The sequence below is a fragment of the Sinomonas sp. P47F7 genome, from assembly GCF_049332655.1.
Classification (GTDB): Bacteria; Actinomycetota; Actinomycetes; order Actinomycetales; family Micrococcaceae; genus Sinomonas.
On the sequence record NZ_CP186327.1, the window covers coordinates 2,390,986 to 2,405,398 of the forward strand.

At 69.5% G+C, this 14,413-nt stretch carries 14 protein-coding genes; 4 read left to right on the forward strand and 10 right to left on the reverse strand.

Going from position 1 to position 14,413, the window contains the following annotated elements; genetic code table 11:
- Positions 1-135 precede the first annotated feature (135 nt).
- Genes era through ACOKR1_RS11200 form a run of 4 tightly spaced genes read right to left on the reverse strand, consistent with a single transcriptional unit; the run spans position 136 to position 3,983 of the window.
- Positions 136-1,098: a GTPase Era gene (gene era / locus ACOKR1_RS11185; protein ID WP_422933155.1), complete on the reverse strand. Its 963-nt coding sequence runs from the start codon at positions 1,096-1,098 to the stop codon at positions 136-138.
- A complete protein-coding gene (locus tag ACOKR1_RS11190) occupies positions 1,091-2,425 on the reverse strand; it encodes a hemolysin family protein (protein WP_422933156.1) in 1,335 nt (444 codons plus the stop codon). The genes era and ACOKR1_RS11190 overlap by 8 nt, the downstream gene beginning before the upstream one ends.
- Positions 2,422-2,895 (reverse strand): rRNA maturation RNase YbeY, encoded by a 474-nt coding sequence (ybeY, locus tag ACOKR1_RS11195; protein ID WP_422933157.1) that lies wholly within the window; start codon positions 2,893-2,895, stop codon positions 2,422-2,424. The genes ACOKR1_RS11190 and ybeY overlap by 4 nt, the downstream gene beginning before the upstream one ends.
- On the reverse strand, positions 2,892-3,983 hold the full coding sequence (locus ACOKR1_RS11200) for a PhoH family protein (protein WP_422933158.1): 1,092 nt from the start codon (positions 3,981-3,983) through the stop codon (positions 2,892-2,894). The genes ybeY and ACOKR1_RS11200 overlap by 4 nt, the downstream gene beginning before the upstream one ends.
- Before the next feature lie 216 nt (positions 3,984-4,199).
- Between ACOKR1_RS11200 and ACOKR1_RS11205 the strand changes: the two genes are divergently transcribed.
- Entirely contained in the window at positions 4,200-5,144 is a 945-nt protein-coding gene (locus ACOKR1_RS11205) for a GerMN domain-containing protein (RefSeq protein WP_422933159.1), read from the forward strand.
- Between the two features lie 10 nt (positions 5,145-5,154).
- Here the strand turns inward: ACOKR1_RS11205 and ACOKR1_RS11210 are convergent, their stop codons facing one another.
- From ACOKR1_RS11210 to hrcA, 3 genes are read right to left on the reverse strand one after another with little or no spacing between them, the layout of a single operon-like run.
- Positions 5,155-5,937 (reverse strand): 16S rRNA (uracil(1498)-N(3))-methyltransferase, encoded by a 783-nt coding sequence (locus ACOKR1_RS11210; RefSeq protein ID WP_422933160.1) that lies wholly within the window; start codon positions 5,935-5,937, stop codon positions 5,155-5,157.
- Between the two features lies 1 nt (position 5,938).
- Positions 5,939-7,069: a molecular chaperone DnaJ gene (gene dnaJ / locus ACOKR1_RS11215; RefSeq protein ID WP_422933161.1), complete on the reverse strand. Its 1,131-nt coding sequence runs from the start codon at positions 7,067-7,069 to the stop codon at positions 5,939-5,941.
- Positions 7,070-7,110: 41 nt separating this feature from the next.
- Positions 7,111-8,121, reverse strand: a complete 1,011-nt coding sequence (gene hrcA, locus ACOKR1_RS11220) for a heat-inducible transcriptional repressor HrcA (RefSeq protein WP_422933162.1) — start codon at positions 8,119-8,121, stop codon at positions 7,111-7,113.
- A 236-nt stretch (positions 8,122-8,357) separates the two neighbouring features.
- Between hrcA and ACOKR1_RS11225 the strand changes: the two genes are divergently transcribed.
- Complete coding sequence (locus ACOKR1_RS11225) at positions 8,358-9,200, forward strand: DUF3097 domain-containing protein (RefSeq protein ID WP_422933163.1); 843 nt, start codon at positions 8,358-8,360, stop codon at positions 9,198-9,200.
- A 120-nt stretch (positions 9,201-9,320) separates the two neighbouring features.
- Positions 9,321-9,671 carry a DUF4870 domain-containing protein gene (locus tag ACOKR1_RS11230; RefSeq protein ID WP_422936611.1) on the forward strand — a complete coding sequence of 117 codons (351 nt, stop codon included), beginning with the start codon at positions 9,321-9,323 and terminating at the stop codon, positions 9,669-9,671.
- A gap of 35 nt (positions 9,672-9,706) precedes the next feature.
- Here ACOKR1_RS11230 and hemW read toward each other — a convergent pair whose 3' ends face one another.
- Together hemW and lepA are read right to left on the reverse strand one after the other, a co-directional pair.
- Complete coding sequence (gene hemW / locus ACOKR1_RS11235; RefSeq protein ID WP_422933164.1) at positions 9,707-10,957, reverse strand: radical SAM family heme chaperone HemW; 1,251 nt, start codon at positions 10,955-10,957, stop codon at positions 9,707-9,709.
- A 43-nt stretch (positions 10,958-11,000) separates the two neighbouring features.
- Positions 11,001-12,854, reverse strand: a complete 1,854-nt coding sequence (gene lepA, locus ACOKR1_RS11240) for a translation elongation factor 4 (protein ID WP_422933165.1) — start codon at positions 12,852-12,854, stop codon at positions 11,001-11,003.
- A gap of 297 nt (positions 12,855-13,151) precedes the next feature.
- Here lepA and rpsT point away from each other — a divergent pair, with 297 nt between their 5' ends.
- Positions 13,152-13,412 (forward strand): 30S ribosomal protein S20, encoded by a 261-nt coding sequence (rpsT, locus tag ACOKR1_RS11245; RefSeq protein WP_415856839.1) that lies wholly within the window; start codon positions 13,152-13,154, stop codon positions 13,410-13,412.
- Positions 13,413-13,648: 236 nt separating this feature from the next.
- Here the strand turns inward: rpsT and ACOKR1_RS11250 are convergent, their stop codons facing one another.
- Positions 13,649-14,230 (reverse strand): hypothetical protein, encoded by a 582-nt coding sequence (locus ACOKR1_RS11250; RefSeq protein ID WP_422933166.1) that lies wholly within the window; start codon positions 14,228-14,230, stop codon positions 13,649-13,651.
- Positions 14,231-14,413 lie beyond the last annotated feature (183 nt).

The following is a 14,413-nucleotide window of genomic DNA, read 5'->3' on the forward strand; positions in this document are numbered from 1 at the left end:
TGACCCACAGTGCAATATGGCGTCGCGTTCGGGCATGACGCGCTCCGCCCCCTGATATATCCAAACCTCGCCCTCCGCTAGATGACACTCCGAACCATTTTACAGGGGCATCTGAGAGGCACCTGTGCGGGCGGGTCAGAAACCGAGGCGGCCGAGCTGTTTCGGGTCGCGCTGCCAGTCCTTGGCGACCTTGACGTGCAGGTCCAAATAGATCCGAGTCCCCAGCAGCGCCTCGATGCCGTGCCGCGCTCGCGAGCCGACATCACGCAGGCGCTCGCCGCCGCGGCCGATGATGATCGCCTTCTGCGAGGGGCGCTCGACGAAGAGATTCACGCGGACATCCAGCAGCGGGTTGTCCTCGGGGCGGTCTTCTCGAGGCACGATCTCCTCGACGACGACGGCGAGCGAATGGGGCAGCTCGTCGCGCACCCCCTCGAGCGCGGCCTCGCGCACGAGCTCCGCGACCATGACCGCCTCGGGCTCGTCGGTGAGCTCGCCGTCGGGGTAGAGCGGCGGCGACGGCGGCATGTGGCCCACGAGGACATCCGCGACGGTCTCGACCTGATAGCCGTCTTGCGCCGAGACCGGAACCACGTCCGCGAAGCCGTCTCCCCCGAGCACCTCACGGCCCAGTGCGGTGACCGCGAGCAGCTGCTCCGCAAGGCCGCCCCGGTCGGCGAGGTCGGCCTTCGTGACGATCGCGACGATCGGCTTGCGGCCCACCCCGGCGAGCTGTGTCGCGATGAAGCGATCGCCTGGGCCGATGCGCTCGTTCGCGGGGAGACAGAAGCCGATCGCGTCGACCTCGGAAAGCGTGTCGGCGACGAGGTCGTTGAGACGCTGCCCCAGAAGGGTTCGCGGTCGGTGCAGCCCGGGGGTGTCCACGAGGATGAGCTGGGCGTCGGCGCGGTGCACGATCCCGCGGATGGTATGGCGCGTGGTCTGCGGCTTCGCGGACGTGATCGCGACCTTCTGGCCCACGAGGGCGTTGGTGAGCGTGGACTTGCCCGCGTTGGGCCGGCCCACGAGGACCGCGAACCCGGCCCGGAAGCCGCCGTCGCCCGCCATCTTCTGCGCGTCACGGTCCTGCTCAGCCATGCTGTCTCCCTGTCGTCTCGTGATGATTGCGCTCTGATCCCGCGTCGTCGCCGTCGTCAGCGCCGTCCTCACGCGGGGGCTCTGCCCTCTGCGCGAGGAGGTGGCTCACGCGCTTGCGGCGACCCTCGAGGCGCTCGGCGGTGAGGCGGATGCCGTCGATCTCCGCGCTGCTGCCCACGATCGGGACTCGGCCGATCGCCTTCGCGAGGAGGCCGCCGGCGGTGTCCACCTCGTCGTCCTCGAGGTCCTCGTCGAAAAGCTCGCCGAGATCGTCGAGGCTCATGCGGGCGCGGATGCGGAAGAGCCCCGACGCGATCTCGACGGCTTCCTCGTCGTCCTCGTCGTATTCGTCGGCGATCTCGCCCACGAGCTCTTCGATGAGGTCCTCGAGCGTGACGAGCCCGGCCGTTCCGCCGTACTCGTCGACGACGATCGCGAGGTGCGTCGACTCCCGCTGGAGCTCCTTGAGCAGCTCGTTCACGGGCTTGGACTCCGGGACGAAGCGCGGCGCGCGTGCATGCGCCTCGACCGGCTCGTCAGCGGCTTCGGGTGCCTGGTGGAGCCGCGCGGCGACGTCTTTGAGATAGAGGACGCCGCGCACGTCATCGAGATTCTCGACGTACACCGGCACGCGCGAACAGCCGGAGCGGAGGAAGAGCGACATGGCCTGCTGGAGACTCGAGCCGGCCTCGATCGCGATGACGTCGGTCCGCGGGACCATGACGGCGCGCACACGCGTCTCGCCGAGCTCGAACACCGACTGGAGCAGGTCAGCCTGGTCCTCCTCGAAGTCCTCGGAGTCGCTGGCCCGCTCGACGAACTCGCGCAGCTCGTCCGTCGAGTAGATCGCGTCCTCCTGAGTGGGGTCCGTGCCCGTCGCGGCGCTGCCGATCGACACGAGCCAGCCCGGGATGGGACCGAGGATGCGACGCAGCCACGTGGTGAACGGGGCGGTGGCCGCCGCGACCGCGAGAGCGTGCCGGCGCCCGAGCTGGCGCGGCGAGACGCCGACGAGCAGGAAGCCAATAAGCGCCATGACGATCGTCGCGGAGAGCCCCGCGAGCCACACGTTCTCGAGCCAGCTCTGCATGAGTACCGCGACCGCGACGGCCGAGGCCGTCTCGAACCAGATGCGCCAGAAGCGGAGCGCCCGCACGTGCGGCACGGGTGAGGCGAGGATGACCGCGAGCGAGCGCGCGTGCCCCTGCTCGATGTGCTCCTCGGCGTCGTGACGTGGGAGGAAGGAGAGGGCGGCCTCAGCGGCCGTCAGGAGTGCAGCGAGCGCCGTGAACGCCAGCGCCATGGCCAGCAGAACGGCAATGGTCACGCCATCGTCTCTTTCGGGGCAGGCCGGCCGAGGAACTCCGTGAGCAGCTCGCGCTGGAGGCCGAACATCTCATCCCGGTCCTCCGGCTCGGCGTGGTCGAAGCCCAGCAGGTGAAGGATGCCGTGGGTCGCGAGCAGGAGCATCTCGTCCGCCGTCGAATGCCCGCCACGTGCCGCCTGCTCCGCAGCCACCTGGGGGCAGATCGCGATGTCGCCGAGCATGCCTTGCGGCGTGGGGCGCCCCGGGGTGCCCGGCGTGAGCTCGTCCATGGGGACGGACAGCACGTCGGTGGGACCGGGCTCGTCCATGAGCTCGAGGTGGAGGCGCTCCATGGCCGCCTCGTCGACGAGGAGCACGGAGAGCTCGGTCTGCGGGTGCAGCCACAGGCGGTCGAAGATGAACCGGCCGAGCCGGACGAGCGCTTCCTCGTCGACGGCTACCCCGGACTCGTTGTTGACTTCGATGCTCACGGCTCAAGCTTAGTCGGCGCGGAATGCTCGGACCCTGAGGCGCGGCGCCGATCGGATCGGAGGCGCGCGCGCTCTGTGCGCGCGCGCTCTGTGCGCGCGCGCTGCCGCTCGTCCCAGCGGCCATACGCGGTGACGATGTCGGACACGAGGCGGTGCCGCACGACGTCGGACGCGTCGAGCATCGAGAAGCTCACGTCCTCGATACCGGCGAGGATCTCCCGGACGATGCGCAGACCCGACGACGTGCCGGAGGGAAGATCGACCTGCGTGATGTCTCCCGTGACGACCATCTTCGATCCGAAGCCGAGACGTGTGAGGAACATCTTCATCTGCTCGGGGGTCGTGTTCTGGGCCTCGTCGAGGATGATGAACGCGTCGTTGAGCGTGCGGCCGCGCATGTAGGCGAGCGGGGCCACTTCGATGGTGCCCGCGGCCATGAGCCGCGGAATCGATTCGGGATCGATCATGTCGTGGAGCGCGTCGTACAGCGGGCGCAGGTACGGGTCGATCTTGTCGTTGAGCGTGCCCGGCAGGAAGCCGAGCCGCTCCCCGGCCTCGACCGCCGGCCGCGTGAGGATGATCCGGCTCACGTCCTTGTGCTGGAGCGCCTGGACTGCCTTGGCCATCGCGAGATACGTCTTGCCCGTGCCCGCCGGGCCGATGCCGAAGATGACAGTGTTCGCGTCGATCGCGTCGACGTAGCTCTTCTGGTTGGCGGTCTTGGGCCGGATGGTCCGGCCGCGACTCGTGAGGATGTTGTGGGTGAGCACGTCCGATGGGCTCGCGACGGTCTGCTCGCGGAGCATCGCCACGAGCTGCGCGAGCGAGGCCGGCGTGACGGGCGTCCCCCGTTCGGCGAGTGCCGTGATCTCCTCGAACAGCCGCTTGATGTGCGGCGCCTCCGCCGGCGGCCCCACGATCGTGAGCTCGTTGCCGCGGACGTGGATCGACACGGAGGGGAACTGCTCTTCGACGTAGCGGAGGGCCTCATCGTGCGGTCCGAGGATGTGGACCATGTCTTCGCCAGAGGCGAAGCGGAGCACCTCGGTCCTGGTTGTGGGCGTCGTGTGCGGGAACTCCGCTGTCAAATGCCTTTTCTCTCCTCATTCGGAACCTGTCGAACCATGCTACCGCTAGGTATCAATCCCGCATCACTTGGGCAACGAAACCGGCAGCGGCCACTCGGTAGACAGGTCGCTATGTCAAGCTGGACCTTGCCCGGGGAGGCGCCGGCGGGGGGTCCGCGTGCAACCCTGCCTTCTGGGTGCCCGCGCGGTGCCCAGCCACGAGCCCGGAGGACAGCCATGGCTACCCGTACCGCAAGCCCGACGCGCCGCAGTCGCACTGCGCTCGCGGGCTTTGCCGTGCTCGCCATCCTGCTCTCGGGGTGCACCGCGAGCGGTCAGCCGGCACCGAGTCTCGCGGCGGGAGCGTCCCCAGCCATTTCGGGCGGCGGCGCCTCGGCCTCGGTCCCCCTCGAGACGTCTCAGACGTCCACGAAGTCGCCTGTCTACTGGCTCGGACGGGCCCGCGACGGCGTCTACCTCTACCGCGAGTTCCGCGATGCGACCGGCACCGAGAACCCTGTCGTGAAGGCGCTCCACCTCATGATGTCGGTCAAGCCGCTCGACGCCAACCTCTTCAGCCCGTGGCAGCCCCCCAAGAAGCTCGCCGCATCGATCTCGGGCCGCAACGTCATCACCGTCGACGTCTCCTCCGACGCGTTCAACAGCACGGTCGACGAGCAGACCGCGCAGCTCGCGGTCCAGCAGCTCGTCTACACCGCGACTGCGGCGGCGGCCAGCGCGGGAGTCATCGACTCGGGTCAGCCGGTCCAGGTCATGCTCCTCGTCGATGGACGCACGGATCAGCTCGCGTTCAACCGCGTGAAGCTGGGCCAGCTCATGCAGCGGGACCCGGCCATGGTCGCCCCCATGTGGATCATCGACCCACAGGCCGGACTCGAGTCGGCGCACGGCCAGCTCGCGGTCTACGGCCGGAGCACGAGCCCCGGTGCTGACGTGTATTGGCAGGTCTCGCGCGCCGACGTCAAGACCGACAAGGGCACGCCGTATCTGAGCGGACACGTGGTCGCGAGCCAGGCAGCCGACGCTTCGGCCGGCCAGATCCGCTTCACGATCAACCTTCCTGCGGGCAAGTACGTCCTGCGGCTCTTCCCGAGCGACCCGGGGCCCGGCGACGCCTCGGCCCTTGCATGGGACTCCAAGGACTTCACCGTCACGCCGTAACGGTCCTCCGCTACGAGGCCGAGCGCGCGGGCCAGCGGCCCAGCCGATCCCCGGCGATCGCGAGAGCCGCGGGCCCCGCGGTGGATGAACGCAGCACGTGAGGCGCCAAGAGTGCGAGCCGCGCACCCGCCGCCGTGAATCGCTCGATCTCAGCGGGCGAGATGCCGCCCTCAGGCCCGACGATGAACAGGACCTCGCCGTCGGTTGGCGCTCCTTGTGCCGTGAACTCGTCGAGGAGCGCGCCCAGCGGCGCGGTCGCGTCCTCGTGGAGGACGATTGCGAGGGCCGCCCGCCCCACGCGCGCGGTGAGCTCCCCGCCGTCGTGCGCCTCGTCGACGTCCGGCACCCAGGCGCGCCGCGACTGCTTCGCCGCTGCGGCGACGAGCGCACGCCACTTCGCGAGCGACTTCGCGCCGCGCTCGCCCTTCCACCGCACGATCGAGCGCTCGGCCTGCCACGGAACGACGACGTCGGCCCCCAGCTCCGTCGCCGCCTCGGCGGCGAGCTCGTCCCGGTCACCCTTCGCGAGCGCCTGGACGAGGACTAGGCGGTAGGGCGGCTTCGGCTCGCGGTCGACGCCGTCCAGCACGACGGCGAGCACGTCACCTTCCGCGCGGGACACCCGTCCCCGTGCCCGCGTGCCTCGCCCGTCGACGAGGTCCACGGGCTCCCCCGGCCCAAGCCGACGCACGGTCGCCGCGTGCCTGCCCTCGGGCCCGGTCACGGTCGCCGTGCTGCCAGCGACGAGGCCGTCGAGGGATCCGGCCGGGACGAAGAAGACCGGGTTGGACACGTCAGAGGTTTCCGAACTTGTCGCGCAGCTTGGCGAACACTCCCCCACCCGTGCCCACGAGCTTGCCCTCGGCGACGTGCTCGCCACGGAGCTTCGCAAGCTGGCGGAGCAGCTCCTCCTGCTCGGGGTCCAGTTTCGTGGGGACCTCGACGTTGACGTGGACGAGCAGGTCGCCGCGGCCCGCGCCACGGAGTCGGGCGACGCCGAGGTGCGGAAGCGTGACCACGTCGCCGGACTGGGTGCCGGGGCGAAGCGTGATGGACTGCTCGCCGTCGAACGTCTCGAGCGTGAGCTCGGTTCCGAGGGCCGCGGCCGTCATGGGGACGCTCAGGGTCGCGTGCAGCTGGTCGCCGTCGCGCGTGAACGTGGTGTGCGTGGCGACGCGGATCTCAACATAGAGATCGCCAGAAGGCCCGCCAGCGGTGCCCGCCTCGCCTTGGCCCGCGAGCTGGATGCGGGTCCCGGTCGAGACGCCGGCGGGGATCTTGACGGTGAGCGCGCGCCGGCTGCGGACGCGGCCCTCGCCGCCGCACTCGTTGCACGGGCTCGGGATCTCGGTGCCGAAGCCGTTGCACGTGGGGCAGGTGGCCGTGGTCATGACCTGGCCGAGGATCGAGCGGACCGCACGCTGGACGTGCCCCGAGCCGCCGCACACGGTGCAGCGAACCGGCTCGGTGCCGGGCTCGCAGCACGAGCCGTCACACCGCGTACAGAGCACAGCGGTGTCGACCTCGATCTTCTTGTTGACGCCGAACACGGCGTCCTTGAGCTCGATGCGGACCGCAATGAGCGCGTCCTGGCCGCGGCGGACTCGGGACGCCGGGCCCGCCTGCTGGCCGCCGCCCCCGAAGAACGTCTCGAAGATGTCCTGGAACGCGAAGCCCGCGCCGTTGTAGGCGCCCGAGAAGCCGTTGTCCGTGCCGTTCTCGTTGCCGGTCGTGTCGTAGATCCGGCGCTTGTCCGGGTCGGAGAGAACCTCGTAGGCATGCGTGACCGCCTTGAAGCGCTCGGACGCCTCCTCACCCGGGTTGACGTCCGGGTGGTACTTGCGGGCCAGCTTCCGGTAGGCCTTCTTGATCTCCTCGCCGCTCGCGTCCGGGGACACGCCGAGGGTTTCGTAGTGGCTGCTCACTGTCTTCTTTCTCTTCAGCCTTCAGCTTCTGCTTCCGGCGTTCAGCTTCCGGCGAGGATCTTGGAGAGGTACCGTGCCACGGCGCGCACTGCGGCCATCGACGCCGGGTAGTCCATGCGGGTGGGGCCCAAAATGCCGATCTTGGCGTCGCGTCCGTAGCCCGTAGCCACGACCGAGGTCTCCAAGAGCGAATCCGCGGCGGTCTCGTGCCCGATCGCGACGGCCACGCCGCGCGGATCGCTGGCCATCTCCGAGAGGAGGCGGAGGAGCACGACCTGCTCCTCAAGCGCCTCGAGCACAGGCGAGATGCTCAGCAGGAAGTCGCTGTTCGACCGCGCGAGGTACGCGGTCCCGGCCGTGACGATGCGGTCTTCTCGGCTCGACGCCGCGAGGGCACCGAGCCCTGCCGCGAGCTCGGCCGCCACGGCCTTGTCCTCCGGCAGGAGCGTGTCCATGACGCTCGCGAGGTTCGCCCCGAGCTGGCCTACGGGCTGCCCGCCGGCGGACGCGAGAAAGCTCTGGCGCAGGAACGCGAGGCGGTCGAGGTCGAGATCCTCGCCCACCGTCACGACCCGCTGCTCGACCGTCCCGCTGTCCGCGATGAGCACGAGCAGGACCTGGCGCGGCGCGAGGCCCACCGCCTCGATGTGCCGAACACGGGCGCGCCCGAGCTGCGGATACTGGACGACGGCGACCTGATTGGTCAGGTGGGACAGCAGCCGAACGGTGCGTTCGAGGACGTCGTCGAGATCGTCGGCGCCCTCGAGGAGCGACTGGATCGCGTGCCGCTCGGCCGCCGAAAGCGGGCGGACGGTCGAGAGCTGGTCGACGAACACGCGGTAGCCCTTGTCCGTCGGGACGCGGCCCGCGCTCGTGTGCGGGGCCATGATGAGCCCCTCGTCCTCGAGCGTCGCCATGTCGTTGCGGATCGTCGCGCTCGAAACCCCCAGCCGGTGGCGCTCCACGAGAGCCTTCGAGCCGACGGGCTCGCGGTAGTGGACGTAGTCATCGACGATGGCTCGGAGCACCTCGAGCTTTCGCGGCTCGTTCATTCCACCTCCCCTGAGGACGACATCGGCAGCGCGACGTGCGCATGCTTCCGAGCGATTTGTTAGCACTCTCTCTCCCCAAGTGCTAGATCCATTATGCGCCCCGTCCCGGAGCAACCCAGCATACGGGACACGCCGCGCCCGTCGGGGGCCGCGTGCGCGGCCGCCCGACTAGCATGAAGCGGATCCGCTCAGCGGCAGCTGAGCAACAAGCTCGGCAGCAAGGGAGAACGGACCCGATGTCCTACGACCAGTGGGGGCCGATCGACCTCACGGCCCCCAAGAAGACCGCTCCCCCGGACGTGCCGATCGAGCTCGGCATGGTGCTCGAGGACTCGCAGAGCGGCTGGGTCGGAGCGGTCACGCGCGTCGAGAAGTCGGGCGGCATGCACGTCTTCGCCCTCGAGGACCGTCGGGGGCGCTCGCGCTCCTTCGAGCTGGGCCATGGATTCCTCCTCGAGGGGCGGCCCATCCGCCTCACTCCCCCGGCCGCGCGGGCCGCGCACTCGGGCCCGAAGCGGACGGCCTCGGGCTCCGTAGCGGTCGACGGCGCTCGCGCCCGTGTTGCGCGCGCGAGCCGGATCTGGGTCGAAGGCAAGCACGACGCCGAACTCGTCGAGCGGGTTTGGGGCGACGACTTGCGGATCGAGGGGATCGTGGTCGAGCCGCTGCACGGCGTCGACGACCTCGCAGCCGCCGTTGGCGACTTCCGGCCAGGCCCCGAGCGCCGGCTCGGCATCCTCGTGGACCACCTCGTGGCGGGCTCGAAGGAGAGCCGCATCGCCGAGCGGGCCCTCGCCGTGCCGGGCGCCGCGGGCAACGTGCTCATCGTCGGCCACCCGTACGTCGACGTGTGGCAGGCCATCCGCCCGCAGACCCTCGGCATCCCCGCGTGGCCCGCTGTGCCACGAGGGACCGACTGGAAGACCGGGATCCTCCGGGCGTTCGGCTGGCCCCATGCGACCGCCGAGGACATCGGGCTGGGCTGGCAGAAGCTCCTCGGCGCGGTGCGGACGTACGCGGATCTCGAGCCCGCGCTGCTGGGCAGGGTCGAAGAGGTGATCGACTTCCTCACGGCGTGATCCGGTATGACGCATTCGGTATTCTTGGAGCGAGCCCTGAGACCTCCGACCCCGCAAGGACGTGCTGTGCCCGACAACTGGCAGGATCACCATGAGCCCCACGAAAGGCGGCTCGGGAACGTGGGTGGCAGCGAGCCGTTCACGGCCGGCGAGGACCGCCAGTGGGCCACACTCGCGCACTTCGGCGGCATCCTCGGATGCCTCCCCTCGCTCCTCGTCTACCTTTCGTTCAAGGATCGCGGCCCGTTCACGGCCCAAGAGTCCAAGGAAGCGCTCAACTTCACGCTTCCCCCGACCCTTGCGGCCCTGCTCCTGAACGTCCTCTCGTTCATTCCGGTGGTCGGCAGCGTGTTCTCGGTGCTCGCGACGCTCGTGTGGGTCGCGCTGGCGGTCATGTCCGTCGCCGCCGGGATCGAGGTCAACCGCGGCCAGCCGTTCCGCTACCGGTTCAACCTTCGCTGGATCAAGTAGCGGTCCCGGCGCCCGCTAGGGCATGAGCCGGCCAGTTACGGCATGAGCCGGCGCACCACGGCGTCGGCGAGGAGCCGGCCTGCGAGCGTCAGCACGAGCGTGCCGCGCAGGGCCTGCGGCCGCTGCACGAGACCCTCGGCGATGAGCCCGGCGACCTCGCGGCGGGCCGCGGGTGCGAGGACATCGACCGGTAGGCCGTCGGCGAGCCGTAGCTCCAGGATGATCCGCTCCTCAAGCCGGGTTTCGGCGTCGAGCGTCTCCCGGCCCGCGGCCGGCGAGGCGCCGCCTGCGAGCCGCGCTGCGTAGGCGCGCGGGTGCTTGACGTTCCACCAGCGCACGCCGCCCACGTGCGAATGTGCACCTGGGCCGACGCCCCACCAATCGCCTCCCCGCCAGTAGGCGAGGTTGTGCCGGCACTCGAAGCGCTTGTTTTGCGGTGCGTCGCCCGCGGCGCCTCGCGCCCAGTTGCTCACCTCGTACCAGTGGAAGCCCGCTCCCCCGAGCGCGGCGTCGGCGAGTTCGTACTTCGTGGCGTGGTCGTCGTCGTCCACGTCGGGGACTTGGCCACGGCGGATCTGCGCGGCGAGCTTCGTGCCCTCCTCCACGATGAGCGCGTACGCGCTCACGTGGTCGGGCTCGCACTCGAGCGCCGCGTCGAGCGAGGCGCGCCAATCGTCGATGCTCTCGCGGGGGGTGCCGTAGATGAGGTCGAGGCTCACGTCGAGGCCGGCCTCCCGCGCCCAGCGCACGGCCTCGGGGACGCGGCTTGGGGTGTGCGTGCGGTCCAGGACCCGGAGTACGTGCGGGACGGCGGACTGCATGCCGAACGAGACGCGCGTGAAGCCCGCCTCGCGCAAGGCGGCGAGCGAATCGGGGGTCACGGAGTCGGGGTTGGCCTCCGTGGTCACCTCCGCGCCGGGCTCGAGGCCCCACTCCTCGACCGCAGCCCCAAGAATCCCGGCAAGGTCTCCAGCCGGGAGCAGCGTGGGCGTCCCGCCGCCGAAGAACACCGTCGACAGACGACGGCGCGGCACGCCTGAGGCGTCGAGCGCACGGGCCGCGAGGCGCACCTCGCCCACGGCGGTCTGCGCGTACTCGGCCTGCGACGCGCCGCCGCCGAGCTCCGCGGCCGTGTACGTGTTGAAGTCGCAGTACCCGCAGCGGACGGTGCAGAACGGGATGTGGGCGTAGAGCGAGAAGCCCCGCGCCTCGGCGCCGACGGCCGCCTGAGGCGGCAGGACGCCGTCGGCCGGTGCGGGGTCCCCGAGGGGAAGAGCGCTGGGCACCTAGTTCACCGCCGTCCCGACGATTGCTGGAAAGGCTCGCACCCTACTTCTTGGCCTTGTCCTTCGATTCGTCGGTGGTGAGCGCGGCGATGAACGCCTCCTGGGGGACCTCCACGCGGCCCACCATCTTCATGCGCTTCTTGCCCTCTTTCTGCTTCTCGAGCAGCTTGCGCTTACGCGTGATGTCGCCGCCGTAGCACTTCGCGAGGACGTCCTTGCGGATCGCGCGGATGTTCTCGCGCGCGATGATCCGCGAGCCGATCGCGGCCTGAATCGGCACCTCGAACTGCTGGCGCGGGATGAGCTCGCGCAGCTTCGACGTCATCATGACGCCGTAGGAATAGGCCTTGTCGCGGTGCGTGATGGCGCTGAACGCGTCGACGGTCTCGCCCTGGAGCAGGATGTCCACCTTGACGAGGTCCGCGGCCTGCTCGCCGTCGGCCTTCCAGTCCAAGGACGCGTAGCCGCGCGTCTTCGACTTGAGCTGGTCGAAGAAGTCGAACACGATCTCGGCCAAAGGCATCCAGTAGCGCAGCTCGACGCGGTCCTCGGAGAGGTAGTCCATGCCCTTCATCTGGCCGCGGCGGCCCTGGCACAGCTCCATGATCGCGCCCACGAACTCGTTCGGCGCGAGGATCGTCGCGGACACCATGGGCTCGCGGACTTCCTTGACCTTGCCGGTCGGGAACTCGCTCGGGTTGGTGACCGTCACGATCGACTTGTCCTCGAGCGTGACGTCATAGATGACGTTCGGGGCGGTCGAGATGAGGTCGAGGTTGAACTCTCGCTCGAGGCGCTCGCGCACGATCTCGAGGTGCAGGAGACCGAGGAAGCCGACGCGGAAGCCGAAGCCGAGCGCGGCCGAGGTCTCCGGCTCGTACACGAGCGCGGCGTCATTGAGCTTGAGCTTGTCGAGCGCGTCGCGGAGGTCCGGGTAGTCCGAGCCGTCGAGCGGGTAGAGGCCCGAGAACACCATCGGCTTCGGGTCTTGATACCCGCCGAGGGACTTCGCCGCCGGGTGCGAGAGGTTCGTGATCGTGTCGCCGACCTTGGACTGGCGCACGTCCTTCACGCCAGTGATGAGGTAGCCCACCTCGCCGACTCCGAGGCCGTTGCTGGGGATTGGCTCGGGCGAGATGACGCCGATCTCGAGGAGCTCGTGGCTCGCCTTCGTGGACATCATCTGGATGCGCTCCCGCGGCGAGAGCGAGCCGTCCACCACGCGGACATACGTCACGACGCCGCGGTAGGTGTCGTAGACGGAGTCGAAGATCATGGCGCGCGCGGGCGCGTTCGCGTTGCCGACCGGGGCAGGGATGTCCCGAACGATGCGATCGAGCAGGCCCTCGACGCCGATCCCGGTCTTTCCCGACACTCGCATGACGTCGTCCGGGTCTCCCCCGATGAGGCTCGCGAGCTCCTCGGCATACTTCTCCGGCTGCGCCGCCGGGAGGTCGATCTTGTTCAGGACCGGGATGATGTGGAGGTCGTTCTCCATCGCGAGGTACAGGTTCGCGAGCGTCTGGGCCTCGATGCCCTGAGCAGCGTCCACGAGCAGGACGGCGCCCTCGCACGCGGCGAGCGAGCGGGAGACCTCGTACGTGAAGTCGACGTGTCCCGGGGTGTCGATCATGTTGAGGGCGTAGGCGATGCCGTCGAGCTCCCACGGCATGCGCACGGCCTGCGACTTGATGGTGATGCCACGCTCGCGCTCGATGTCCATGCGGTCGAGGTACTGGGCCTTCATGTCCCGCGACTGGACGACGCCGGTGAACTGAAGCATGCGGTCGGCCAAGGTCGACTTGCCGTGGTCGATGTGCGCGATGATGCAGAAATTGCGGATGATCGACGGATCGGTCGCGGCGGGCACCGGCGCGGTGCGGGCCATTGGAGACACCCTGTACGTCCTCTACTGCTGTGTGATGATTACTGCGTCGTGGTGAGCAGGCCTGTGGCGATTGCTGACTTCCCAGTCTCCCACGGATCCGGGTGCACCGCCGAGCCCCGGCGGTCGCCACGCCGGATGCTGGCGCCGGGCGTGGGTGTGGCCAATTCTGCTAACATGGACTGCTGTGTGTCCGTGCAGGTCGACGGGCACTGACAACCGGCCGCCAAAGGCATCCCCACGCCGCTCAGTCGAGGCCGGTTTGAAAGCCCTCTAGACCCTGTCAGCAAAACAAGAAAGTTCACACACGTGGCGAACATCAAGTCCCAGAAGAAGCGCATTCTCACCAACGAGAAGGCCCGGCAGCGCAACATGGCCGTCAAGTCCGAGCTGAAGACGCTGATCCGCGCCGTCAACACGGCGGTCGAGGCGGCTGACAAGGACCGCGCGGCTGCTGCGCTCGAGCGCGCCAGCAAGAAGCTGGACAAGGCTGTGAGCAAGGGCGTCATTCACAAGAACCAGGCGGCGAACCGCAAGTCGGGCATCGCCAAGAAGGTCAACGCGCTCTGACCCACACGTCAGACTCACGGCAGGGGCCGGCATCCACTGGGATGCCGGCCCCTGCTGCATTCTGGGACCCTTCGCCGACGACGACGGCGCGGCAGCTCCCGCGGGGCTAGCCCAGCTGCTGCCTTGAGCCGCATCTGCTGCCCTGACCCGCAACTGCGTGGGGAATCTGCACCGGAGATGCGGGTCAGGGCAGCAGTCGCGGGCCGGAACGTCTCGCCGGAACGAGATCCGGGGGTTCAGCAGCCTTGGCCGTGGGGGTTGGCGTTGCAGTCGTCCGCGTAGAGGCGCACCTCGGAGCGCCACACGGTCAGGGCCCGGGGCGTGGACGGGACCGTCGCGGTGCCCGCGATGGGCTGGAACGGGCCGCCCTCGACCGAGAACTCCCCCGCGAACACCGTCGCCAGGGAAGCCGTGACATCCCCCGTGGCGGTGTAGGCGTGGCTCGTGGCCGTCTTCTCCCCCCACCTCGCCTCGGGGATCGGCCCGCCCGGGGCCGCCGTGGTCAACACCGCCCCGTCCCCGTACGACCACCGGTACTCGACCGGGGCCACCCGCACCTCCACCGCCCGGCCCGCGATCGTGAGCCGGAAGGACTGCCCCGCCGGCTCCGCGTACAGGTTCGTCTCGGCCCCCTTGAGCGTGTGCCGGCCCGGCTGGGACCCCAGCACCGGGCCCGCGATGGGCAGCTCCCGCAGCTGCCGCTCCGTCACCGCCACCACCAGGCCCCCACCCGGACGCTCCGGCGGCACACCGGGATAGAGGCAGCCCGAGTCCAGCCTCTCCGGCTCCGCCCCGGCGCGCTGCCGATACCAGCTCACGAGCATCCCGTCCGGCTTCTCCGTACACGCAGCTGTCGCCGCCGCGCAGGACCGGGAATCACCGAACCCCACCTCATCCGACAGACACGCGTGGCCATAGGAATAGGTGTACGGATCACTCACACCCTCGGGCAAGCGAGGAAATTCAACCGGGATCCTCCCGCTGGTGCTGGCATGAATATT

What these genes read in the sequence shown, in the direction of transcription:
- era (WP_422933155.1), bottom strand. Translation starts at nt 1,098, where the DNA reads ATGGCTGAGCAGGACCGTGACGCGCAGAAGATGGCGGGCGACGGCGGC.
- ACOKR1_RS11205 (WP_422933159.1), top strand. Translation starts at nt 4,200, where the DNA reads ATGGCTACCCGTACCGCAAGCCCGACGCGCCGCAGTCGCACTGCGCTC.
- hrcA (WP_422933162.1), bottom strand. Translation starts at nt 8,121, where the DNA reads ATGAACGAGCCGCGAAAGCTCGAGGTGCTCCGAGCCATCGTCGATGAC.
- ACOKR1_RS11225 (WP_422933163.1), top strand. Translation starts at nt 8,358, where the DNA reads ATGTCCTACGACCAGTGGGGGCCGATCGACCTCACGGCCCCCAAGAAG.